We start from the raw sequence: 24,389 nt of genomic DNA on the forward strand, positions 1-24,389 counted from the left end.
CGATGTCCTTCAAGCACTTTATCCAAATCACCAAACCGGGGATCATTTTCGGTAACGTGCTTTCTGTGGCAGGCGGGTTTTTCCTGGCCTCGAAGGGGCATTTCGATCTTGCCCTCTTCCTGGCCGCGGTAATCGGCACCTCCCTGGTGGTTGCGTCCGGTTGCGTGTTCAACAACTGCATCGACCGCGACATCGACATCAAGATGGACCGCACCAAGAACCGGGTACTGGTACAAGGTTTGATCTCCCTCAAGGTGGCATTGATCTACGCCACCTTGCTGGGGGTTGCCGGCCTGGTACTGCTGTATCGCGTGGCCAACCCGCTGGCGGCATTGTTCGCCGCGATCGGCTTCGTGATCTACGTCGGTCTGTACAGCCTGTACTTCAAGCGCAAGTCGGTTCACGGCACGCTCATAGGCAGTCTGTCGGGTGCAATGCCGCCGGTTATCGGCTACGTCGCAGTCAGCAATAACTTCGACATGGCCGCGCTGACCTTGCTGGTGATGTTCAGCCTGTGGCAGATGCCGCATTCCTACGCCATCGCGATCTTCCGCTTCAACGATTACCTGGCCGCATCGATTCCGGTGTTGCCAGTGAAGCGCGGGATCAAGGTTGCCAAGAAGCACATCCTGCTCTACATCCTCGCGTTCCTGATCGCGACCCTGATGCTCACCCTTGGCGGTTACGCCGGCATGAGCTACATGGCCGTGGCAGCTGCGATGGGCATGTACTGGCTGTACATGGCGTGGACCGGTTACAAGGCGGTCGACGACAAGGTCTGGGCACGCAAGCTGTTCGTGTTCTCGATCTTCACCATTACCGCCCTGAGCGTCATGATGTCCCTGGACTTCAAAGTGCCTGCTGAGTTGTTACTGACTTACGCGCACTGAGTTAGCCAGATCAAAAAAGCCCCGCCTTCGAAAGAAGAGCGGGGCTTTTTTTTGCCGCCGATTCCTGTGGCTCAGGGGTTTAACCGGGTTGCCGCATTATCGGCATAAGGCCGCAGCACGCTCAGCAGCAACCCACTGGCCAGCAGGTAGCTGCTGGCACAGATCACCAGCGACCAGCGCAGCGCATCCACCCCCAGGGCGGGCGTCAGATGGTCGCTCAGTACCCCCACCGCCAAGGGCCCGAAACCCGCACCCAGGGCCATGATCCCGAAGTTATACAGGGCAATCATGGTCGCCCGGCGCTCAGGGGCGACCAGCTGGGCGATGGCGGTGTAGCTCGGTGCCATCCACCACATGCCGAACACTGACATGCCGAACATGAAGACAGCGGCTTGCGGTACTTGCAGCGCCCCCAGCGACCAGGGATTGCCCGCCGGGTAAAGGGCAAACGCAATGGCCATCGGGCAGGCGATCAACGCCCCGACAATGGGCACACCCAGTTGCCAGCGGCTGTCATGCCGGGCCAGGCCTGCGCTCAGCCAACCGCTGGAAAGTGAACCGATAATGGCCCCCGGCCCGGCAGCGAGGCCCATGATGATCCCGGCGTCCCTGAGGCTCAGGCCGTGGCTGCGCACCAGAAAGGCAGTGCTCCAGATGCTGAAGGCGTAACTGGCAAAGGCCAGCAGGGCTCCGGCCATGGCAATCCGGACAAAGGTTGTGCACTGCCAGGCGGCTCGCATCACCTGCATCAGGCTTTCATGGAGTAAGTCGGGGCGTGACTGGCTGGCTTTTTCCCAGAGTCCGCGCAACGGCTCGGTCGCCGTAAAGCGCAGCAGCACGGCGGCAATGATCCCCGGCACGGCCATCCAGATAAACGCTTCACGCCAGCCGTGGTAATACGCGATCCAGGCTCCCAGGCTCATGCCCAGCAGGGCGCCGATGGGAGCACCGAGCATGAACACGCTGATGGCCTTGGATCGCTGCTGCGGTGGATACAGATCCACGATCATCGACATCGACGCGGCACCGCTGCCGGACTCGCCTACAGCGACACCGATGCGGGCCAGTGCCAGGCTCAGGAAGTTCCCGGAAAACCCGCAGAGCACGGCCATGACGCTCCAGAAAGCACAGCACCAGCCAATCAGATTGCGTCGGTTGCCACGGTCGGCGTAGCGTCCCAGGGGGATCGCAAACACACAGTAGATCAACGCAAAAGCCAGGCCGGTGAGCAGACCGATCTGGGTGTCGGAAACCTGAAACTCGGCCTTGACCGGTTCAATCACCACGCCCATGACCTGGCGATCAATCAGGCTGACAGCCGAAATCAGGAACAGCACAAACAAGGTGTAATGACGGCGAAATCCGCTGACCTGGGTGTTCATCATTTCAATCCTGTGCGGCAGTGTTGATGGTTGAGGGTGTTACAGCTGCGGGCGCCGACCGGCCCAGGGGCTGGCCAGTTCGAGTTGCCCGGCCAGTTGCAGCAACAGGTCTTCGCGGCACAGGCCAACGGTAAACATCATGCCCACGGGCAAGCCCTCAGGGCTGGTGCCCAGCGGCACCGACATCGAAGGCTGGCCACTGACATTGGCCAGCACGGTGTAGCCGATGCTGGCGACGACACCCTGAATATAATCCCCATAGTCCTGGTCCAGGCTGGCGAGCCCCAGCTCGGGGGTGACACTGCTGGTGACCGGGCTGAGCAACAGATCGTAGTCGTTGAATACATGCTCCATGCCACTGCCGATCAGTTCAAAGGCGCGTCGCGCACGGTACAGGCTTTCAGCGCTGAGGGCGGTGGCGTCCGTCAGTAAATGACGACTGATACGCTCCAGCTCATGGGGGTGAAAGCTGCGGCCCAGCACCGCTTCGCGATCACGTACGGCGGCCAGCAGGGTTGCCGCACCGACAGTCCCGTGGGCGCTGTATAGCTGTTGTGGATCAATCGGCAGCGTCAAAGGCGTAACCCGGTGTCCGAGGCTCAACAGCAATTCAACAGTACTGTGCAGAATCGAGCGGATATCGGGGGCCAGTTCAATGCCGGTCATGGCCTGATCAACCACGCCAATGCGCAACGAACCGGGGGCTCGCCCCACGGCTTCGCTGAAACTCCCGGTCTGCGGTGCCAGCCAGTACGGGCTGCCATATTCGTGACCGTGGCTGGCATCCAGCAACAGCGCCGAATCGCGCACGCTGCGTGACACCACATGCCCGCAACTGGCACCGAACCAGCCTTCAAAGGCCTGTGGCCCCTGGGGGTTGCGGTAGCGGGTGGGCTTGAGGCCAAACACCCCGCAATAGGACGCCGGGATGCGGATCGAACCGCCGCCGTCGGTGGCGTGGGCCACCGGCACTATGCCTGCCGCCACGGCCGCTGCCGCCCCTCCCGACGAGCCGCCGGCACTGTGGGCCAGGTTCCACGGGTTACGGGTCTGGCCCCACAGCGACGACTCGGTGGTGGTGCTCAGGCCAAATTCGGGGCTGGCGGTTTTGCCGAAAATCAGCATGCCTGCGTCCTGATAGCGCTGGACGATGGTGCTGTCAAAGGTGGCAGGCGGCGCGTCTGCCAGTAGCCGCGAGCCATTGCTGGTCACGGTGCCCCGCAGGTGGGTGTTCAGATCCTTGAGCAGCATCGGCACCCCGGCCAGAAGCCCCGAGCGTTCTGTACCGGTGGCACGGCGTGCCTGCAGGATCGTCGCAGCATGGTCGTCATGGCGCATGTTCACGGCGTTGATCTGCGGGTTGACTGCATCGCAGCGGGCTTGCGCCCCATGGAGCAGTGCCTGGCCCGAGAGTTCGCCGCAGCGGACCGCTTCGGCCATGGCCGTGGCGTCCAGCGACAAGTAGTCAGCGGCGGATAATTGATTCACTTCAGTGCTCATGTTTTCTGGCCTCGCGAAAGGATTTCGCCCTGCAGGTGACGGGGCGAAATCAGGCTGCTATGGGCTGCGGTCCGGGTCTTAAAACAGGAAGTTCAGCGATTCCTGCCACAACAGGGCATCGGAATGAATCGGGGTAAATACCGGGTTTTTGGTGTAGGTCAGGCCGCTGATCAAGTACACCCCGGGGATCAGCCGGGCGGCATAGGAGGCGGTCACGGCCAGGGTATAGGGCGCGCTTTCCTGGCCGTAGGCCCGGGTGGCTTTGCGTAAATCGTCGCTGTAGTAACTTTTGGTCAGGCCCACGGCGGCCATGTCGGCGGGGCGGCTGGCGAACGGGCCGATGTTGAAGGCGCTGATCTGGAATGCCTTGTTGATGGCGTTGACCGAGTCGGGGGAGTAATCGATTTTGCTGTCCAGGTACCAGCCCCGTGCATCGCCGTAGGGCTTGCTGACCTGCACCGTTTCGGCCAGATACACCCCGTAGTTGTTGTCCGACTTCCTGGTGCTCAAAAACTCGGTGTACTCACTGCTGTTGTACATCGCTCCGGCCCGCAGCCACATGCCGTTGGTGGTCGGGGAGGCGGCCTGTTTGTAGCCGGCCTCGTTGATGAACAGGGCGCGGGCATCCTGCACACTCAGGCGAAAGCCGCTGGGGTTGAGATCGATGTCTTTTTGAATGCCTTCGGGGCTGACGCTGCGGGTCACGGCGGTACTGTTGTAAAAGTGCAGCGACGGGTCGCGGACGATGACGTTGAAGGTGGGCGTCGGCTCGGTGGCGGACATCCCGACCTGGAACGGCACCACACTGCTGGGCCCCAGAGCGGCGGTGGACGCACTGCCACCCAGGGCCATGCCGTAGAACAACCGCACACCGGGGATAAAGCCGTATTCCAGCTCCAGCTGGTGGTCGAAAAAGGACTGGTTGATGGCAAACACCGACATGGTTTTGACCCGTGGGTTGGCCGGGGTGTAGGTCGAGTCCACCCAGTTGCCCGACAGCGTCAGCTGGGCATCGTTGGCAAAACCGATGCGGGTCAGGTCGTAGGTCAGGTACAGATTGACCGAGGTGTTGTAGCTGGGGTTCTGGCCGTTGTACACCTGGGGTTTTCCATTGTGTCCCAGCACGTCATAGGTGTAGCCGTTGTACGAGGTGGCGGTGAAGCCGATGCCGTGCTCGGCCAGTTCCTTGCGCAGCCCCCACAGTTCGGGGTTGATGCGTGCACAAACCGGCACGTTCTTGAATGACAGTTCGGCGCGGGTCAGGGTTTTTTCGTATTGCGCGCACGTTGGCGCTGCTGGAGTGTCAGCGGCCAGCGCGTGATGAGCAAAGGCTGTCGCGGCAACGCAGACGGCTAACGAAGACTTGGAGCACATAGTGTGAGGTTCCCATCCTTAAAATGTTTTCAGGACGACGCCAGGTGTGTGGTGGTCAGCATTAGTACTGCATTTTCACAACCAGCGGATGGGGCCAACGGTGAGTATCGATGAGGCCAGCAGCCAAGGCAAAATCTGTAGCCGCTGACCAGGCACGAGCCTGCGATAAGGGCCGCAGGCCCGGCAAAATTTCAGGGTCGCTGCGTAACCCATCGCAGCCTTGTGCCTCGTCAGCGATCAGCGCTGGGGAAAGTGTTGTTGTGGTGCAAGTCCCTCAGGAGCGCACAACCCCGGGGCGCCGGGCGTGGCTGTTGATGACCTGGCCCAATAGCTGGATCCCGGGCGCAATCAACTCCTGGGCAATGGAGCCAAATCCCAGGCGAATGCTCGGCCGGGTCAGGGTGTCGGGATCAAGGCAGAACGCATTGCCCGGATCAAACAGCACGCCTTTGGCCACGCCTGCGTAGTACAGGCTCAGCAGGTCATGCCGGCCCGCCAGTTTCAGCCACAGGGTAGCGCCGCCACTGGGCATGGCGAACTCGGCGTCGGGCAATGCTTCACGCAGTGCCCGGGTTACCGCGAGGGCGCGCAGCTGCAGGTTCTCACGGGCCTGCTGCAACAGGCGGTCGTAGTGGCCTTGCTGAATAAACAGCGCTGCGGTGATCTGATTGTTGCCGGGGATTTGCCGAATCATCAGGCGTTGCAACTGACGCAACTGCTCGATGACGGGGGCGGGTGCCACGATGTAGCCGATGCCCAGCCCCGGTGACAGCAGTTTGGACAAACTGCTGAGATAGATCACCCGCTGCGCCGGGTCGATGGCCTTGAGTGCCGGCAAGGCGTGGCCGTCATATTCGGTTTCGGGGTCGTCATCGTCCTCGAACAGCACCTGGTCATGCCGTTGCGCATGTTCGAGCAGGGCCAGGCGTCGGGCCTGGCTCATGGTCACCCCGGTGGGGCACTGGTAGGCCGGCGTGCAGTACAGGTAGTCGCACTGTGCCAGGGCCGGGGAAATTTGCAGCCCCTGCTCGTCGACAGGCAAGGGCAGCACCTGGGCGCCATCGTGGGCAAAGGCATTGCGCGGATCGCGATAGCCGGGTTCTTCAACCCCGATGACGCTGCCCGGTCGGGCAAATAATCGCGCCAGCAAGTAAAAGCTCTGCTGACGGCCCAGGGTCAGCAGCACTTGATCGTGGGTCGCAGCGATTCCGCGGCGGGGCAACACGCGGCGAATCAACTGGTCGATCAACTGGCTTTCACCAACGTTCTCGCCTTCTTGCCACCAGCGATCCACCGCTTTGACCTCCAGGGCCTGACGGCTGCACTGGCGCCACTGCGAGAGCGGAAACTGCTTGGGATCGAACTGGCCGTAGATGAAGGGGTAGCGCACTTCGCGCCAGATCGGCGGGCGATCGGCCCACACTATTTCAGGCCCGGCGCGGTGCATGCGGGCAGACCAGTCCGGCGGCTGCGCTGTCGGGGCGGGCGAGGCCCGGGCCTGTTGCGTCGGGGTAATGGCCCCGCAAACAAAGAACCCGTCGCGGGGGCGTGAATCCACATACCCCTCGGCCACCAGTCGCTCATACACCAGCACCGCGGTGTTGCGCGAAACCCCGGTCAGCAGCGCCAGATCCCGACTCGACGGCAGGCGTGTACCGGCGGGCAAACGTCCCTCCAGCATGGCTGTGACAAAGGCGGTGCACAGTTGAACCTGCAGCGGTTCATCATGCTTGCGCACTTTGGGCAGCAGCTGGCGCCACATCAAATCATGCTGGCTGGAGCGCATGGGTAACCCTGGATCATTCGGCGGAACGCCACCCTAACCCAAGACTCTTTTGCAGCGCTATGGAGTCTTTGATCAGTTGCCCGTCACTGTGCACCCGGTCCAGCTCTGCGCGGTACCGGGTACGGTTTTCAGCGGCTTGCGCGAGTGATGCCGTTGCGTTGGTCGGTCAGCCGGCTGATGTACGGTCATGGTGGCCTGAATTGTTAGCCGTTGAATAATTACTGCGATCGGTAAAGTTATTTCTATCGATATAAATTGAGGCACACTCGCCTCCTCATCGATCAAGGAGAAACCCATGAGCACCATTCACCGGCGCCGATCAGCCAGCGAAGGCGGTTACCCCTGTGGGGATGAAACCAGTGCGCGGATTATCGAAGCAGCGTTGAAGCTGTTCGGCGAGCAGGGTTACGAGGGTGCATCGACACGGGAAATTGCCGAGTTGGCAGGGGCCAATGCGCCTGCGCTCAATTACTATTTCAAAAGCAAGGAAGGGGTCTATAACGCCTGCATCGAACATATGGTCGAGCACATCTGGGACTTCCTGGCGCCGACCATCGAAGAGGCGCAGGCGCAACTGGGTGGCCGGCCCGACACTGAGCAGCTGATAGAAACCTTCTGCTCGATCCAGAGCAGAATTGCCGAGTTCATGCTGGTTTCCAACCGCACCAGCAGCTGGCGCAAATTTTATGCGCGCGAGCAGTCCGGGTTGGGGCCGAATGCAGGTGAAGAGGTGATCAACCAGCGCATTGGCCAGCGCATTATCGGTGTGACCAGTGGCATCATCTCGCGGTTGATGGGGCCGCAGGCGAGTCAGGAGGAGTGCATCCTGCGCTCCATGACCCTGACCGGGCAGTTGCTGCCATTCCACCTGACCCGTGCCAGCTCGCTCAGGGCGCTGGACTGGGATGTGCTGACGCCGAAGCGCTACGCCCTGTTGATGAAGATAGTGCACGAGCAGACCGTGGCCCTGTTGCGCGGCCTGGCGCGATAAAACCGCTGCAAACAAACGGGCATGCCCGCGCCGTCCTCTGCAGGAGCGAGCTTTTATCGAACCGATATTGATTGGCAAAAGAATGCAGTCTTCTTGAGAAGCTCGCTTCAGCAGGGTTACAGGAATGATGTTGCACTTACCCCCGGCCTTTCCACGGCACCAGTCTGCGCTCTAGCCAGCGCATCCCCAGGTCGAACAGCAGCGCCAGTACGCCGATCATCAGGATGCCCATGATCACCACGTCGGTGGCCATGAACTTGGACGCTGTGAGTACCATGAACCCCAGCCCTGCGGTGGCTGCGACCATTTCCGCCGCCACCAGGGTGGTCCAGCCAAAACCTATGGCGATGCGCATTCCGGTGAGTATTTCGGGCAACGCGGCGGGCAGGATCACGTACTTGAGCACCTGCCCCCGGCTGGCGCCCATCGAGTACGCCGCATGGATTTGCTCGATGGCCACCGACTTGACGCCGGCCCGGGCACTCAGCGCCAACGGGGCGAACATTGCGAGGTAGATCAACAGCACTTTCGAGCCTTCGCCGATGCCCATCCAGATCACCACCAGCGGCAGGTAGGCCAGCGGCGGCAAGGGCCGATAAAACTCCACCAGCGGGTCGAACACCCCGCGGGCGACCCGATTGACGCCCATCAAAATACCCACCGGAATCGCCGTCAACGCGGCCAGTGCAAAGGCGCCAAATACCCGCAAGGCACTCCAGCCTATGTGGGTCAGCAGGCTGGCATCGGCAAAACCGTCGCGACTGACATCCACGATTTGCGCCCATACCGCTTGCGGTGAGGGCAGAAACAACGGTTTGATCCAGCCGTTACGGGTGGCCAAGAACCACAGGGCGACTATCACGCAGACGGTGCCGAAGCTGAGCAGCAGACTTGAGCCGTTACCCGGTGCACCGTATTGCTCGCCCGGTCTGGCGGGAGCTGCGCGGCGCAGTTCGTTCAGGGTGCGCAGCACGGCATTGCGTTGTTTTTCATCTAGCAGGCTCATTACGCCGCCTCCTCATCACCGTGGATGATGCTCAGGATCTGCTCGCGCAGGGCAATAAAGTCAGGGCTGGATTTCACCGCGCGGGCATCCCGGCATTCGAGAAAACGCGGGCCGAAATCCACCGCGAATTCATGGGTGATACGCCCCGGACGCGGTGACATGATGATCAGGCGGGTGGCCATGAACAGCGCTTCTTCCACATCGTGGGTGATGAAAAACATCATCTTTTGCGTGCGCTGCCAGATCTCCAGAATCAGCTCCTGCAAGCGTTCCCGGGTCAGGGCATCCAGCGCCCCCAGGGGCTCGTCCAGCAACAGCATTTTCGGATCGTTGGTCAGGGCCCGGGCGATCCCGACCCTTTGCTGCATGCCGCCCGACAGTTGATACGTGGCGTGGTCGCGAAACTCCGCGAGCCCGGTCAATTGCAAAAAATGCATGGCCCGCTCATAGCGCTCGGCGCGGGCAATACCGCGCAACTTGAGGCCGAAGGCGACGTTGTCGATCACATTCAGCCACGGCAACAGCGCGTGCTTCTGGAACACCACGCCGCGCTCGGCACCGGGGCCGGTGACTTGATCGCGCAACTCGGCGCCATGGATCCGTGCCGGCACCAGGCCGTGATAATCGCCCAAAGTAATCACGCCGCTGCTGGGTTGAATAAACCCGGCCATCAAATTCAGCAGCGTGGTCTTACCGCAACCCGAGGCGCCCAGGGCGACCACAAAATCTCCGGCGGCGATGTCCAGGTTGACCCCGGACAAGGCACGCACCGGCTGACCCTTTTGCTGTCCCGGATAGAGCACCGAAACATCATGGATTTTAAGGCTGAGGCTCATGGTGGATTCCTCTTTTGTTCGCTGAGTCATGTGGGAGCCGGCAAGCGTGCTCCCACAATCGGGTGACTGGTTTATTTGATGTTTTGCACAAATGCCGGGTTGATCGCCACGCTGTAGTCGGGCAACAGCGCCGGGATCTTCTTTTGCGCCTTGAGGAAGTCAGCGGTGGCTCCCAGGGCCTTGGCGGCCCCGCCGCCCAGCCACGCGGTACCTGCCTGTTCGCTGGCCAGCGGGAACCGGTACAGCGCCAGTACCTGCGGCACTTCTTCAGGTTTGGCACCGGATTGTCTGGCCACGTTGATCACCTGCGGCGAATCGGCGGTCCAGGTTTTTGGCGCGTTGACGTAACTGGCGGTACTGTCTTGCAGCACCTGGGTAAAGGCCTGCATGCCCGGGCCGTTTTCGGCAGCGAATTTTTTGTCCACCACCAGCCCGTCAAACGTGGCCTTGCCCCAGTGGGTCAACTGGCCGGACGTCAGCAGTACATGACCGCTCTGTTTGAGGCGGCCCAGTGCCGGGTCCCAGATAAACGCCGCATCGATATCCCCACGTTCCCACGCGGCCGGAATGTCCGAGGGTTGCAGGTTGATGACCTTGACCTTGCCGGTCAGGCCGAACTGCTCAAGGGCAAACAAGGCGTGAAAGTGGGTGGTCGAGACGAACGGCACCGCCAGGGTTTTGCCCGCCAGATCCTGGGGCGCGACGATGCCGCTGCCATTGCGCACCACCAGCGCCTCGGCGTCGGCGATGTTGTCGAGAATCCAGAACAGTTGCGCGTCCACGCCGCGACTCAGCGCCGCGGCAATCGGGCTACTGCCGGCCACCCCGATCTGCACATCGCCCGAGGCCATGGCCAGCATCACGTCGCCGCCGCTGTCGAAGTTGCGCCACTTGATGTCCCAGCCGGTGGCCTTTTCGAAAGCTTGCCGGGCGATGGCGTCCTTCCATGGCGCAAACATGCTTTGCACGCCGATGGTGACGGTTTGCGCCTGGGCATTGACCGCCAGACCCAGGGTCAGGGCGGTGAGCGGCAGCAACACCGCGCGACGAATCCATTTATTCAGGGGCTTGAGCATGGTGAGGCTCCGGGAAGGGGAAGGCGTTGTTTGAGTCAGCCCGATCTTAGGCGGCGGCCCGAAGCTTGCTTTAGATCCAGTTGCTGCAACCTGTGGTGCCAGAGGTCGTTGCAGGCCTTGCGGGGCAAGGGCTGTAGCGTATCGGGTGCGTCATAAGGGTGCGCCGGGGCAGGAGCTTGAGCCATGTTGGAGCGTTATTTCCGGCCCTTTGAAACCGGGCGCGGGTTACAGGAGCAACTGCGTGAGAGTCTGGTCAGCGCGATTCTGGACGGCGCCATGCCCCCCAGTGAGCCGATGCCGTCGTCGCGCAAACTGTGTGAACTGCTCAAGGTGTCGCGCAACACCGTGGTGCTGGTCTACGAACAGTTGGTACAGGACGGTTACCTGATCCCCTCGGATCGGCGCGGTTACTTCATTAACGAGAAGTACCTGCGTCAGCAACTCAACCTCAGCCTCAAGCCGGCCACCCGCAAGATTTTCGAGCGCCCCGATCACGCGCCGGACTGGGAGGCCCGCCTGCAAAGCAGCTCGTCGCGTTTGCGGGCCATTGTCAAACCGCGCAACTGGCGCGAGTACCGTTACCCGTTTATTTATGGCCAGGTCGAGGCTGACGAACAAACGGCTGCCCGCTGGCGTGACTGTTCGCGTATCGCCAGCACCGGCGCGCATATGCGCAGCTGGGTCGATGATCAGGTGATGCTCGACGATCCATTGCTGGTGGAACAAATCATCCAGCGGGTACTGCCCAGGCGCGGCATCAGCGTCTCGGCGCAAGAAATACTGGTGACCATCGGTACCCAGAATTCGCTGTACATGCTGGGACAACTGCTTGGCCGCCCGGGGTTGGTGATGGGGCTGGAAGAGCCGGGCTATGTCGATGCACGCAATATTTTCGGCCTCAGCGGCTGTGAACTGAAACCGCTGTGCATTGACCGTCAGGGATTGGTGGTCGATGCACAGCTGGATGGCTGCGAGATGCTGTTCTGTACCCCCAGCCATCAATCGCCCACCGGGGTGACCATGCCGCTGTATCGGCGCCTGGAGCTGATGGCCAGCGCCCGGGAGCGGGACTTTTTGATCATCGAAGACGACTACGAAAGCGAGCAGAATTTTTTGGGCAGTAACCATCCGGCGCTCAAGAGTTTTGATGACAGTGGCCGGGTGATCTATCTGGGCAGCCTCACCAAAAGCCTGTTGCCGGGGCTACGTTTGGGTTTTATTGCGGCCGATGCGGAGTTGATCCATGAGCTGCGTGCGCTGCGCCGCTATATCTACCGGCATCCGCCGTCGAATAACCAGCGTGCGCTGGCGCTGTTCCTGTCCATGGGCCATTACGATGCCCATGGGCGGCGCTTGCGTGACCGGCTGGCGCGTAAATGGCGGGTAATCAGCCGGGCGATGGCCGAACACCTGCCCGAGTTCAATGCCACCGGCATGGCGGGCGGGTCATCGTTGTGGGTTCGTTGCCCGCCGGGTGTCGATGCCTGGGTCCTGCAACGGCTGGCGGCCAGGCGCGGGGTATTGATCGAGCCGGGGGATATCCACTACCTGAGCGAACATCGCCCGCGCAATTGTTTCCGGCTGGGGTTTGGCGCGATTGCCCAAGAGCTGATCGAACCCGGGATTACCGCCCTGGGCGCGGCATGGCGGGAGATGAGCAGGAGCGAGCTTGCCTCGCGATGACGGCGGCGCGGTTTTGCAGAGGCAACGAGGTGATTGCATCGCGAGCTCTTCGTTGCCGGTCTGAAAGGCTCGCGAGCAAGCTCGCTCCTACAGGGTGGGGGTTACAACTGTTCGCGGCCGAGGGTGTCTTTGAGCACCGCGAACATCGCATCCAGATCCACCCGCGAGGTCACCAGCGCCGGGGCGAAGATGATTGCATCACCGGTGGTTTTGACGTGCAGGCCGGCGTCATACAGCGCACGCTGGACCCGCGCGCCCTTGGCCCCTGGGGCTTCGCCAGGGGTCAGCTGAATCCCGCTGAGCAACCCGTAACCACGCAAATCGCTGACCTGGGGCAAGCCGCGCAAAGCGCTCAATGACTCCAGGAAATAAGGCGTCAGCTGCGCGCCTTTATTGAACAAGTCCTCATCACGGTAAATATCCAGCGCCGCCAATGCCGCCGCACAGGCCACCGGGTGCCCTGAGTAGGTATAACCGTGAAACAGCTCCGGCCCGGCGCCTTTGCTGGCGTTGATCACGGTGTCGTAGACCTGCTCGTCGACCGCCACTGCGCCCATCGGAATCGCGCCGTTGGTCAAGGCCTTGGCCATGGTGATGAGGTCGGGCCTGACCTCGAAACTCTGCGCCGCAAACCCTTGCCCGGTACGGCCGAAGCCGGTGATGACTTCATCGAATACCAGCAGGATTGCGTGCTTGTCGCAAATCTCGCGCAGGCGCTTGAGGTAGCCGGCAGGCGGCACATACACCCCAATGGAACCGGCAATCGGCTCAACGAAACACGCGGCTATGCTGTCGCCGCCATGCATGGCGATGATCCGTTCCAGATCGTCTGCCAGGTCTGCACCATGCTGCGGCTCGCCCAATTGATAGCGCTGATTTTCTTGCCAGGTATGACGCATATGACTGACGTGGGGCAGCCCGCCCGCCGCGAATGCCTGACGGTTGCGCATCATCCCGGACAGCGCCACGCCACCGAAATTTACCCCGTGATATGCCCATTCGCGGGACACAAAACGCGTGCGCTGGGCCTCGCCGCGAGCACGGTGATACGCCAGGGCGATTTTCATCGCGCTGTCCACCGACTCGGAGCCGGAGTTGGTGAAAAACACTTTGTTCAGGCCTTCAGGCAGCAGTTCGCTCAAGCGTTCGGCCAGTTCAAAGGACAACGGCGAAGCGCGCTGAAAGTGCGGGGTGAAGTCCAGGGTCAGTAACTGTTTGCAAACGGCTTCGGCGATCTCGCTGCGGCCATGGCCAGCGGCACTGCAGAACAGCCCCGAGCTGCCATCGAGCAACGCGCGACCTTCGCTATTCCAGTAGTGCACACCCTCGGCGCGGACAAACAATTGCGGGGCCCGCTGGAACTCGCGGTTATCGGTAAAAGGCAGCCATTGGTGATTCAGATTCATCGTCATGCGTATCACTCCTGAGGGGCAGTCCGGGTGTTCCAGTTGCTCGCAGACTAGGCACCGCAACAGCCGGTGACTTAGATCCAGACGGGCTTTTCGATGGAGCCAGTTCTGGCACCATCGAAAGCGCCGGCTGGCTCTAAGCCTGTGGGGGCGTGCTGACTACAGTGGCGCCATCGAGCACCCCGGAGCGGCGCATGAACCCTGAAACGAGTTGGGCCTTGAGCGCTCTCTGTGTGTTGGTGGCAGCGGTGGTACGCGGGCTGACCGGCTTCGGCTTTGCCGCCATCGCGGTGGTCGGGCTGGCGATGCTTGGATCATTGCAGCAGGCGGTGCCACTGGTGTTGTTCCTGGAGGTCGCATCCAGCGTGATGCTGTTACGCAGTGCCTGGCGCGGGGCCAATTACCCCTTGCTCAGGCGTCTATTGCTGGCGGCGGCCTGCGGTGTGCCTTGCGGGATTTTGCTGTTGACCGGCAGCGACAGCCGCGGGCTGACGCTGGGGGTTTACGGGCTGGTGGGGTTGCTGGCGGTTCTGGGGCTGGCGCGGGTTCGCCTGCCAATGGGCGAGGGCCGGGCGGGGGCCTGGCTGGTGGGTGGCAGCAGCGGCGCGTTGATTGCCGCGTTCAGCATTGGCGGCCCACTGGTGGTGGCGTGGCTCAGCCATTGCGGGTTGCGGGCACAGGTGCTGCGGGCGACGCTGATCATGTTCTTTTTCGCTGTGGATATTGCTGCACTGGTGGGGCTGGCGATGGCCTCGGCTATCCCTTCGGATACAGGCTGGCAAGCGCTGCAGATGTTGCCCGCATTACTGCTCGGGCTGTGGCTGGGCCAGCAATTGTTTTTGCGTATCGAGGCCGAACAGGCTGCCCGTTTTACTCAATGGCTATTGCTGTTACTGGCAGGCACAGGCCTGTTGGGGCGGGCGTGGTCCTGATTTTTTCCAGGGGGAAACTTATGCGATCGAGTGTTTTTATCACGGGTGCCACTTCCGGTTTTGGCGAAGCCTGCGCCAGGCGTTTTGCTGCCGCTGGCTGGGCGCTGGTGCTGACCGGGCGCCGCGCCGAGCGATTACAGGCACTGGCAGATGAACTGGGGGCGCAGACCGAAGTCCTGGCACTGGTGCTCGATGTCCGCGATCGCGACGCCATGCAACAGGCCATCGAGCAACTGCCCCCGGCCTTCAACACCTTGCGCGGTCTGATCAACAACGCCGGTCTGGCCTTGGGCACCACCCCGGCCCAGCAATGTTCGCTGGATGACTGGGACACCATGGTCGACACCAATATCAAGGGCCTGCTGTACAGCACGCGCTTGCTGTTGCCGCGTCTGATTGCCCACGGCGCCGGAGCGGGAATCGTTAATCTGGGTTCGATCGCGGGTAACTGGCCATACCCCGGCAGCCATGTGTATGGCGCGAGCAAAGCCTTTGTCCGGCAGTTTTCCCTGAGCCTGCGTTGTGACCTGCAAGGCACTGGTGTGCGGGTGACCAATCTGGAGCCGGGGTTGTGTGAGAGCGAGTTTTCCCAAGTGCGCTTTGCCGGCGACCAGGCCCGGTATGACGCGTTATACACCGGCGCCCAGGCCATTCAGCCAGCAGATATTGCCGAGACGATTTTCTGGCTGCTCAACCAGCCGGCGCACATCAACATCAATAGCCTTGAACTGATGCCCGTCAGCCAGTCGTGGAGCAACTTTGCAATTGAGCGCGCTCAGGGCACGTGACGCTGGCCCCGGGGGCCATACAGCACTATGCCCAAGAGCCGTTTTGCTACCTGTCCGGCATCAGGAGTTCAACTAGGAAATATCCTAAAGACAGCCAGGAGTCCTTGCCATAGTGTGCCCGCAGGCTGGTTTCATTCAAAAAGCGGCACAGGTGGCAAACCACTCTGGAAGAGTGTTTGCAAACTTACCAGCCCGTCCCGTCAAGGAGGTACTTGCTTCAGTCAGCAGGTGCCGCTGTTGGTTTTGTTATCAATAAACAGCAAAGGCATTGACGAATTAATTGCCTGTGAAGTCCTGTCTTATTCCTGGTCGTGGAGATAAAAAAATGTACGGATCCCTGGCAGAACAAGTACGTGAAACAGCGCAAACAGAACAATCAAAAGAGGACATGTTATTTGCCATTCTTGCTGGAATGACCGGTGTACATCCGGGAATGTCGGCCATAAACCTTGCACGAAGCTATATGAAAGTCTGTGCCGTCAGCGGGTTGAAGCTCAACCCTTACTTTGTCAAAGACGGCAATTCCCGACCCTCCCCTAAAACCGCAAGAATGCTTGCCAATCGCAATTTCAAGGGGTTGGGCGTTACGTCTACCAGTCTTGGACTGGCTGCATTGGCTCCTGCCATCTCGCCCGTTCCGGCTCCCTTCGCGGCCATCCGTCACGCGTCTGCAACCGCCTCGACCACCCTGCATCTACACCGGCTTTCAAGATTGCTGGCGTCCTGCCAACCATTTGCCGTTGGCGACGAACAGGTCGCCCATGCAATCAAATGGCTGCAACTGGCCATAGAAGTAAAGTTGGTAAAACTGGCATTTCGGGGAACAGAAACCGCATTGTCCACCACCTCGACTCTGCTCTCGTTTACCGGCATCGGGCTGGCTGGAAAGATCCCGATGATCATGATCAGCGTGCAACTTGAACTGGCCAGACAAGGGGTCAGTAATAAATATGCCGCCCTGTGCAAGATCGCGGCAATGGAACTGCAATGGGCCGCATTTCTCGAACAAAACAACAGTAACGCCGGTCTGCCGGAATTCAATTTCAACGCATCATCCCCGGCGGCCATGATCGAAAAACTCGAGCAGAGAAAAATGCAGCTGGGTGCGGCAATAACCGGCCAGGTGCGCAGCAGTGCGCTGGACGCCCGTACCGGCAACACCGGGTTAGGACCGGCAACTCTGATCATTAAAGAAATCATGGCCAAATACACCCTGCAAGGGCAGTTCTGCTCGGGGCACGACTATATGGCCATGATCAATGAACCCGCAGGCTGGAATGCCATTGCGGCAAAGCTCATGAACATTTAAGACCGGCTATCCAGGGTGTGTATTCAACCCCCTTGAACGTGCTGGTCATGCCTTGGGTGTCAGGGGTGAAACCCGGCATGGGCCTGCAGGCGCGCACCGCGCTCCTGCAGGCAGTGCGGTGGTGAATCAGAACAGCCATTGAGCGCCGAGGGAGTAGCCGGTCTGGCTGCCCTCATCATTGCCAAGGCGGCCATTGATTTCGGCGTAAAGCCCCAGTTGCGGGGTGATCGCCAACTGGCTGCCGACCTGGGCCCGACCAAAGCTCTTGTCGACGCTGCCCAGTTTTGCCTCTCGGGCTTTTCCGTCCGCGAGGCTGGTCAACAGGATGTCGTCCAGACCTCCGTCACCCATTTCCCTGACCCAGGCAATGTCGCCGTACGGCTGCAGGCTCATGCCGGCCGGCAGGTCGAAACTGCCCCGTACACGCCAGCCGAGGCTGGCCTGCAGGGAGTCGAAACTTTGCTCCTCATAGGTAAGGGCAGTACGCAGCTGCTGTTTTTCGTGAAACTTGTCGATCCGGTAATGGCTGTAATCAAGCCCGGCGAAAGGACCGCTTTTGATTGGGCCGACGTCGAAGTCATAGCCGCCGATCACCCGCGCACCGAGGCTGAGGGCATCGGTTTCACCGGTCTGCTTCTGACTCAGCAGCACCGGGCCGCCGTTGGCCTGGATCAGCAGATTGCGCTTGCTGTCGAAGCTGCTGTGCCCGGCGCTCAGGTCGCCTGCCAGCCATGCCGGGCCGCCGTCGTTGAGCAAGGCATAGAGCGCCGCCTGCCAGCTGTCATTGTCGAGCTTGCCGCCATGTTCCAGCTTGTCGCGGCCATTGAGGTAACTGAGGCTGGCGCCCAGGGTCAGGCTCGGGGTCAATTGATAATCTCCCAGAGCATGCAGGCCCAGTCGACGGCCTTCGTGGAAGGGGCCACTGTCTGCGGTGTACTCACCATCAATGCCTATTTCGCCATCAAAGGTGCCCGCCTCACGACTGGCCGACTGCAAGGTCAGCCAGCGCCGGTCCAGCAGGTTTGCCTGAGCCTGGTGCTGACGTTGCAGGCTGTCCTGCATCGCACGGGCGACGGCCCCGCCAGACGCCGTTGACGCCATGAGGTCGGCATTGGTCAGCTCCAGCACCAGACGGCTGAGCAGGCGCGAATAGTCGCGCAGGCGCTGCTCGATACGTTCCTGGCCAAAGGCATCGGTGAGCACGGTTTCATTGTCTTTTTTGGGATCATGCCAGGTCGCTCCGCCCGGGATTGCCGGGTTTTCGGTCTGGGTGTAGCCGTCCATGTCCCCCAGTTCCCAGTTGGTGGCTTCGACGTAGAGCACCGGAATATTCAGTTTTTCAAAGGATTCGCCATCACTGCAGCAACCGGTGCCGGCAGGATAGGCCGCGTCCAGACCGGGGTTGGTGTGCAGGTCGATATTGAGCTCTTTGGCCAGCTTGAACGCATGTTCGCGCAGTGCCGCCAGCCCCGGGTTGGTCGCACTGTTCTTGCCGGAGTGGGCATACATCATGTCGCCGGTGATCAGGCTGTCGAGGTTGATCATGGCCAGCATGTTGTTCTTCTGGCTGGTACTCAGGCTGTTCACAAAGGCCTTGGATCCTTGCAGGCCTTCTTCTTCGGCGCCAAAGCCGATCACCTGCAGCCCGTACTCCAGCGGCAGGCCGTTGAGATTGCGGGCGATTTCGGTGAGCACGCTGGCGCCCGAACCGTTGTCGTCGACCCCTTGCAGGGCAGGGCGACCGAAGTAGGTATCAAAGTGGGCGCCGACCACCACGTATTGCGGCAGTGTGCCCGGGGCATAAGCCACGACGTTTTGCGAGCTGCGACTGTTGTCGGCGCCCCAGGAAAAATCCTGGCGGGAGATGCTGTAGGCGTCGCCCATCCGGCTTTGCATCCAGTCGGCCGCCCCGGCGAAATTGGCCGTGCCCCTATAGCGGCCCGGATAGTCATGAATCAGCGTGTCGAGGGTGTCACCAGCGTATTCGCCGTAGTCATGGGCCTGGCCTGATGTTGACAGCAGGGCGCCGGCAACGCTGACAGCGAGTGCGAGAGGTTTGATCACAACGTCTTCCTTGAGTTTTTCTTTTTGGATTGAGGCAATACGTCTAGACCATTTGCATGATGTGCGCCCCTTTATCGACTTCTTGAACAATTGACGCCCAGCGTTAAGGGTTCGTCGCCAATATGTAAAAGAGAACCGGTTTTGAATTGAAACCCAGCGCTGCGGCGGGCCGCGAATGCCCCGCAAACGGGCAGGCCCTGGTGCAAGTGCTGCGAAAAGTAGCATGTAGATATCGATGCTTATCTGAAGGAGCTGCCTTGAAGACAGCAGCGCCGCCATCGCGGGCAAGCCCGCTCCCACAGGGGGAGGGGCGGGTTGCGATGCTTCTCTGTAGGAGCTGGCTTGCCAGCGAGCTTTGCCTTGAAACCAGCAGTGCTGCCATCGCGGGCAAGCCCGCTCCCACAGGGGGATGGGCGGATTGCGATGCTGCTTTTCTGTAGGAGCTGGCTTGCCAGCGAGCTCTGCCTGAAGTCAGCGGCGCTGCCATCGCGGGCAAGCCCGCTCCCACAGGAGGAGGGGACAGATTGCGATGCTTTCTGTAGGAGCTGGCTTGCCAGCGAGCTCTGCCTTGAAGACAGCAGCGCTGCCATCGCGGGCAAGCCCGCTCCCACAGGGGGAGGGGACAGATTGCGATGCTTTCTGTAGGAGCTGGCTTGCCAGCGAGCTCTGCCTGAAGCCCGCAGCGCTGCCATCGCGGGCAATCCCGCTCCCACAAGGGGAGGGGGGAGATTGCGGTGCTTTTCTGTAGGAGCTGGCTTGCCAGCGAGCTCTGGCTTGAAACCAGTGGCGCTGCCATCGCGGGCAAGCCCGCTCCCACAGGAGGAGGGGCGGGTTGCGATGCTTTTCTGTAGGAGCTGGCTTGCCAGCGAGCTCTGCCTGAAGCCCGCAGCGCTGCCATCGCGGGCAAGCCCGCTCCCACAGGGGGAGGGGGCAGATTGCGATGCTTTCTGTAGGAGCTGGCTTGCCAGCGAGCTCTGGCTTGAAACCAGCGGCGCCGCCATCGCGGGCAAGCCCGCTCCCACAGGAGGAGGGGGCGGATTGCGATGCTGCTTTTCTGTAGGAGCTGGCTTGCCAGCGAGCTCTGGCTTGAAGTCAGCGGCGCTGCCATCGCGGGCAAGCCCGCTCCCACAGAAGGAGGGGGCGGGTTGCGGTGCTTTTCTGTAGGAACTGGCTTGCCAGTAATTCAGGCTGCGAGGCCTGGCATCTGCACTCAGAAATCTGCCTTGAGCGACATCACGAAGTTGCGCGGCTCGCCGTAGAAGTTGCCGAAGCCTTCGGTGCCGACGGTGGCGTAGTAGCGCTTGTCGAACAGGTTGTTGCCGTTAAGTGCCACGGACCAGGTGTCATCGATGCGGTAGCCGATGCGGCTGTTCCAGATCGCATAACCGGCCTGGCTGATGTCGATGCCGCTGATGGGCGAGACCCGGTAGTTGCTGCTCTGGGCGTTGACTCCGGCGCCGACAGTGATACGGTCCAGTGAGCCGTCCAGGGCATAGTCGGCCCACACGCGCAGCAGGTGGCGCGGCACATAGGTGTTGTAGGCCAGACCATCCTGATCGTCATTGGCATCTTCCAGAACCTTGGTCTGGGTGTAGGTGTAGCCGGCCAGCACTTGCAGGCGCTCAATGACTTCGCCACTGACTTCAGCTTCGAAACCTTGAGCCTGCACCTTGCCGGAGTTCTGTGAGCAAGTACTGTCCGGGCACAGCGGATTGTCCTGGGCCGCGTCTTTCTGAATGGTGCGGAACAGGTTGAAGGAACTGTTCAGGCGCCCGTCGAACCATTCGCCCTTGATCCCCACTTCATAGCTGGTGCCGATCAATGGCTTGAGGGTTTCGCCGTTGAGGGTTTTGTAGCCGCCCTGCGGGGTGAAGATGTCCGTGTAGCTGGCATAGGTGGTCAGGTTGTCGTTGAGGTCGAACAGTACGGCCGCGAACGGGGTGACCTGGCCGGTTTCGGTCGCTCTGGAACTGACTGGCGTGCTTTCGCCCTGGTACCAGTACTCGCTATCGCTGTCGGACTTGTACCAGCTCACGCGGCTACCCAGCACGAAGGTCAGCGGCTCGGCCAGCTTCAGGCGGGCCGTGGAGTAAACACCGTATTGTTTGATCCTCATGTCCATCGGCCCGCCACGTGAGGCATTACTCAGGTAGTAGCTGTCATCAGGTTTGGGCAGGTGATGATCGGGGTTGAGTACATTCTGGCGCTGGGGCAGGACGGCCACGGCGTAAAAGTCATCCTTGTGCGAACGGCTGGCGTTGGCGCCGATGGTCAATTCCTGCTCCAGGCCAAGTGCGTCGAATTTGCCGTTCAGGTAAGCGTCGAAGCCATAGTCGGTCTGGTCATAGTCATAGATGCTGCCCAGCATCAGGGTTTTGGTACTGGTAGCGCCGACCGGTACCGAACCGCTGGGGAACGCGTATTCCATGTCCTGGGTGTTTTTTGAATAGACCCCCGCGACCTTCAGTGACCAGTCGTCATTGAGTTGCTGCTTGAGGTCGCCGAACCAGGTGGTGCGCTTGCTGCGCTGGTTGTTCCAGGCGGTGTTCAGGCAGGTTGAACGTTTGAGTTTCAGGTCGCTGCCATCGGCGTAGCGCGGCAGCCCGCCCCAGCAGGGGGTGGCGTCCACATCTTCATAAGCCAGGCCCACACCGAGGGTGGTATCGGGGCTCAGGTCAAAATCCAGGGCGCCATAGTAGATCTGGTCTTTGCGTGCGCCGATGTCATAGAAGTACTGCCGGGTCTGTTGGGTGAGCACCGCCCGGCCGCGCAGGGTGCCGGAATCATTTAAAGGGCCGCCGGTATCAACCTGACCCCGATAGTTGTCCCAGGTGCCTGCAGACAGTGACAGCTGGGTGTGAGGGGTGGATTCGCCGCGTTTGCGGATGAAGTTCACCGCCCCGGCCGTGCCGCCCGCGCCTTTCATCATGCCTGCGGCACCGCGCAGTACCTCGACCCGGTCGTAGATCGCCATGTCGCTGTTGAAGCTGTCGGCCTGGACGTAGCTGCTGCCGATGTCCAGCGGCACGCCGTCGTACTGGTACTGGCCGGTCATGCGAAAGCCCCGGGAGTAGAAGTACTTGCCACCCATGGGCGAGTCATAAACGGTAATGCCCGGAGTCTTTTCCATGACCTGTTCAATGGTGTTCAGGTTCTGGTCATCGAGCATTTTGCGGGTAATGACGGTAACCGATTGCGGGGTCTCTTTAAGGCTGTGTGAACCCTTGCCGATGGTCACCGCCTGTGCGGTGTAGGAGCCAGAACCTTCGGTGGTGGCGTCGCTGCTGCGCTCGGTGATGCTGGTGACCCCCAGTTGCAATGCTTCGCCGGTTTGCGGTGCCGGTTCGACACTGAAGTTGCCTTGCCCGGTGATACGCAATTGCAAACCGCTGCCCCGCAGGGCGGCTTCCATGGCCTGTTCGGGCGACATGTGGCCGATCACCGCCGGTGCCTGTTTGCCCTGCACCAGCGCGGGTTCCAGCGACACGATCTGGCCGCTCTGACTGGCGATGGTGTTAAGGGTACTGGCCAGGTTGCCGGCCGGCAGATTGAAGCTCAGGTCTTGCGCCAGGGCAGGACTGGCCATGGTTGCCAGGGCAACGGCGAGGCAAAGGGTGTGGGGCCACGGGTTGAGCACGGCATTCTCCTGATCGTGTGAAAGTCTCAGGAGATAGGTGCGCCGAGAAAACAAAACCGGACACCGATGCGAACAATTATCAAAAAAAACTTTCCACGGCCGTTATACCGCCCCGATCAGAGTCAGCCATGGACTGTAACGATCCACACGAATTGGCAGGGTTTCAGCCAGTGCGGTGAAGGCCCGGTCGGGATCGTTGAGCGGGTACACACCCTGCACCCGCAGGCCGCGAACCTGGGGGGCAACCCGCACCAAACCACGGGTGTAAGGGCGCAGGGCCGCGACCACTTGCTCCAGAGGATCGTCCAGCACGTTCAGTTTGCCGTTAAGCCAGTCAGCGCGACGGCGCTGGTCACCCTCCACAGGGACGATTTGCCTGGCATACAGCAGGGCCGACTGACCTTCGTCCAGATTCAGGGACATGCCGTTGAACAGCTGTGCCTGCACGGCGTGTTGCAGCACCACCACCCGGCTTGCTGCAGGCTCCTGAGCCACCAGGAAGCGACTTGCCGAAGCGCGGATTTCACCTTCTGCGGTGCGTACGCAAAAGGGCCGGCCCGCATCCGCGGCCACCTCAATCACCAGCTCGCCGTGACGCAGAATCAGCAGCCGTTGCCGGTTATCGAACCTCAGGTCCACGGCACTGTTGGCGTTCAGGCGCAGGCGGCTGCCGTCAGCCAGGTTGAAGTCCTGGCGCTGACCACGGCCGGTGGACAGATCGGCCAGCAGCGAATTACCCATCGGGCTGCGCGCGCCTAGCCACAAACCGCCACCGAGCAGGCCCAGACCGGCAATAGCGCGCAGCGTGTCGCGCCGGGTTGTGTGGGGTTGCAAGAGCAACTGACGGGCTTCACCGGCTTGTCCGGGCAGCCGATCATCCAGTGAACGCAGAGGGCTGAAGGAGCCGCTGAGGCGCTGCTGCAATTTGTCCCAGGCCTGAGCATGTGCGGGGTCTTTGGCCAGCCAGGCGTTGAAGCGCTCTTGCAGCATTACGTCGGGAGTGCCGGCGCGCAGTTGCACCATCCAGTCGATGGTCTGTTCGCTCACCGGGTCCAGCCGCTGCTTGCTCACAGGCCGGCCTCGCTCAGGTAACACTGGCGCAATGCCTGTTTCATGTAGCGGCTGACCGTGCGTTCGGACAGCCCCAGTTTTTGCGCAATTGCCACGTAACTCAGGCCATCCAGCTGGCTGTAAAGAAAGGTGGCTTTGACGATCATCGGCAAACCGTCGATCGCCCTGTCGATGGCAACCAGAGCTTCGATCAACTGCAACTGTTCTTCGGGGGACGGCGCCACGGCCTCGGGCAGCAAGGCCAGGCGGTCGAGATAGGCGGTTTCCAGTTTGCGCCGACGGTGGCGGTCGAAAATCAGGCGCCGGGCAATGGTGGACAGGTAGGCCCGAGGCTGTTCAATGCTGTCCGGATCTACCCGCGCCGCCAGCATCTGGCAAAAGGTATCGGCGGCGGTGTCCTCTGCGTCGGCGTGATTACGCAGGCGGCGCTGAATATGTTGCAGCAGCCAGCGATGGTGGCTGCTGAAAAAGAAGCCCAGTTTTTGGGTCGCGAGAGGGTGCACCGGTCGGGTTTCCAGATGTGAGTGCGAATAGTTCTCAATATTAGCGGCCACATGATGGCCACTGCAATCGCAGACTTCTGTCAGGCAATCCAGAAATGGGTTTGAGGGGGTGATTCAGGCTGCGATGCTTATCTGTAGGAGCTGGCTTGCCA

General features: G+C 61.1%; 18 protein-coding genes. 6 read left to right on the forward strand and 12 right to left on the reverse strand.

All coding sequences use genetic code 11. From position 1 onward, the window contains the following. Positions 1-2 precede the first annotated feature (2 nt). Positions 3-890, forward strand: a complete 888-nt coding sequence (gene cyoE / locus JQ848_RS04145) for a heme o synthase (protein WP_003443531.1) — start codon at positions 3-5, stop codon at positions 888-890. A gap of 71 nt (positions 891-961) precedes the next feature. Here the strand turns inward: cyoE and JQ848_RS04150 are convergent, their stop codons facing one another. The 4 genes from JQ848_RS04150 to pdxR (JQ848_RS04165) form a co-directional block, all read right to left on the reverse strand. Then, positions 962-2,275, reverse strand: a complete 1,314-nt coding sequence (locus tag JQ848_RS04150; RefSeq protein WP_235972399.1) for a spinster family MFS transporter — start codon at positions 2,273-2,275, stop codon at positions 962-964. A gap of 36 nt (positions 2,276-2,311) precedes the next feature. Next, a complete protein-coding gene (locus tag JQ848_RS04155) occupies positions 2,312-3,772 on the reverse strand; it encodes an amidase (RefSeq protein ID WP_202210287.1) in 1,461 nt (486 codons plus the stop codon). A 78-nt stretch (positions 3,773-3,850) separates the two neighbouring features. After that, on the reverse strand, positions 3,851-5,146 hold the full coding sequence (locus JQ848_RS04160; protein WP_202210288.1) for a carbohydrate porin: 1,296 nt from the start codon (positions 5,144-5,146) through the stop codon (positions 3,851-3,853). 274 nt (positions 5,147-5,420) lie between these two features. Then, entirely contained in the window at positions 5,421-6,932 is a 1,512-nt protein-coding gene (pdxR, locus tag JQ848_RS04165) for a MocR-like pyridoxine biosynthesis transcription factor PdxR (RefSeq protein WP_010655589.1), read from the reverse strand. Between the two features lie 295 nt (positions 6,933-7,227). On the opposite strand from pdxR (JQ848_RS04165), the gene JQ848_RS04170 reads away from it, so the two are divergent. Continuing rightward, complete coding sequence (locus JQ848_RS04170; protein ID WP_003443517.1) at positions 7,228-7,923, forward strand: CerR family C-terminal domain-containing protein; 696 nt, start codon at positions 7,228-7,230, stop codon at positions 7,921-7,923. Positions 7,924-8,059: 136 nt separating this feature from the next. On the opposite strand, the gene JQ848_RS04175 is transcribed toward JQ848_RS04170, so the two are convergent. From JQ848_RS04175 to tauA, 3 genes are all read right to left on the reverse strand, one after another. Next, positions 8,060-8,929 carry an ABC transporter permease subunit gene (locus JQ848_RS04175; protein ID WP_003443516.1) on the reverse strand — a complete coding sequence of 290 codons (870 nt, stop codon included), beginning with the start codon at positions 8,927-8,929 and terminating at the stop codon, positions 8,060-8,062. Then, positions 8,929-9,765, reverse strand: a complete 837-nt coding sequence (locus JQ848_RS04180) for a taurine ABC transporter ATP-binding protein (RefSeq protein ID WP_202210289.1) — start codon at positions 9,763-9,765, stop codon at positions 8,929-8,931. The genes JQ848_RS04175 and JQ848_RS04180 overlap by 1 nt, the downstream gene beginning before the upstream one ends. Positions 9,766-9,836: 71 nt before the next feature. Beyond that, positions 9,837-10,841 carry a taurine ABC transporter substrate-binding protein gene (gene tauA, locus JQ848_RS04185; RefSeq protein ID WP_127196805.1) on the reverse strand — a complete coding sequence of 335 codons (1,005 nt, stop codon included), beginning with the start codon at positions 10,839-10,841 and terminating at the stop codon, positions 9,837-9,839. Positions 10,842-11,024: 183 nt separating this feature from the next. Here tauA and pdxR (JQ848_RS04190) point away from each other — a divergent pair, with 183 nt between their 5' ends. Further along, a complete protein-coding gene (gene pdxR, locus JQ848_RS04190; RefSeq protein WP_161719027.1) occupies positions 11,025-12,524 on the forward strand; it encodes a MocR-like pyridoxine biosynthesis transcription factor PdxR in 1,500 nt (499 codons plus the stop codon). Positions 12,525-12,625: 101 nt separating this feature from the next. Here the strand turns inward: pdxR (JQ848_RS04190) and aptA are convergent, their stop codons facing one another. Further along, complete coding sequence (gene aptA, locus JQ848_RS04195; RefSeq protein WP_003443488.1) at positions 12,626-13,936, reverse strand: omega-aminotransferase AptA; 1,311 nt, start codon at positions 13,934-13,936, stop codon at positions 12,626-12,628. Between the two features lie 191 nt (positions 13,937-14,127). On the opposite strand from aptA, the gene JQ848_RS04200 reads away from it, so the two are divergent. The 3 genes from JQ848_RS04200 to JQ848_RS04210 all read left to right on the forward strand — a co-directional run bounded on the left by JQ848_RS04200 (position 14,128) and on the right by JQ848_RS04210 (position 16,962). Further along, entirely contained in the window at positions 14,128-14,865 is a 738-nt protein-coding gene (locus JQ848_RS04200) for a sulfite exporter TauE/SafE family protein (protein WP_010655593.1), read from the forward strand. Positions 14,866-14,885: 20 nt separating this feature from the next. Continuing rightward, positions 14,886-15,653 carry an SDR family oxidoreductase gene (locus tag JQ848_RS04205; protein WP_127196092.1) on the forward strand — a complete coding sequence of 256 codons (768 nt, stop codon included), beginning with the start codon at positions 14,886-14,888 and terminating at the stop codon, positions 15,651-15,653. A 325-nt stretch (positions 15,654-15,978) separates the two neighbouring features. Continuing rightward, positions 15,979-16,962, forward strand: coding sequence for a hypothetical protein (locus JQ848_RS04210; RefSeq protein ID WP_178105508.1), 984 nt, complete (start codon positions 15,979-15,981; stop codon positions 16,960-16,962). A 126-nt stretch (positions 16,963-17,088) separates the two neighbouring features. Here the strand turns inward: JQ848_RS04210 and JQ848_RS04215 are convergent, their stop codons facing one another. The 4 genes from JQ848_RS04215 to JQ848_RS04230 all read right to left on the reverse strand — a co-directional run bounded on the left by JQ848_RS04215 (position 17,089) and on the right by JQ848_RS04230 (position 24,237). Then, positions 17,089-19,026 carry an autotransporter domain-containing protein gene (locus tag JQ848_RS04215; protein WP_202210290.1) on the reverse strand — a complete coding sequence of 646 codons (1,938 nt, stop codon included), beginning with the start codon at positions 19,024-19,026 and terminating at the stop codon, positions 17,089-17,091. Between the two features lie 1,210 nt (positions 19,027-20,236). Next, a complete protein-coding gene (locus JQ848_RS04220) occupies positions 20,237-22,663 on the reverse strand; it encodes a TonB-dependent siderophore receptor (protein ID WP_408003735.1) in 2,427 nt (808 codons plus the stop codon). A gap of 102 nt (positions 22,664-22,765) precedes the next feature. Beyond that, the gene (locus JQ848_RS04225) at positions 22,766-23,734 is read right to left on the reverse strand and encodes a FecR domain-containing protein (RefSeq protein ID WP_003443481.1); all 969 of its coding nucleotides are present in this window, start codon (positions 23,732-23,734) and stop codon (positions 22,766-22,768) included. After that, positions 23,731-24,237, reverse strand: a complete 507-nt coding sequence (locus JQ848_RS04230; RefSeq protein WP_003443479.1) for a sigma-70 family RNA polymerase sigma factor — start codon at positions 24,235-24,237, stop codon at positions 23,731-23,733. The genes JQ848_RS04225 and JQ848_RS04230 overlap by 4 nt, the downstream gene beginning before the upstream one ends. Positions 24,238-24,389 lie beyond the last annotated feature (152 nt).

Origin of the sequence: Pseudomonas paraversuta (genome assembly GCF_904067025.1) — a bacterium.
GTDB classification, from domain to species: domain Bacteria; phylum Pseudomonadota; class Gammaproteobacteria; order Pseudomonadales; family Pseudomonadaceae; genus Aquipseudomonas; species Aquipseudomonas paraversuta.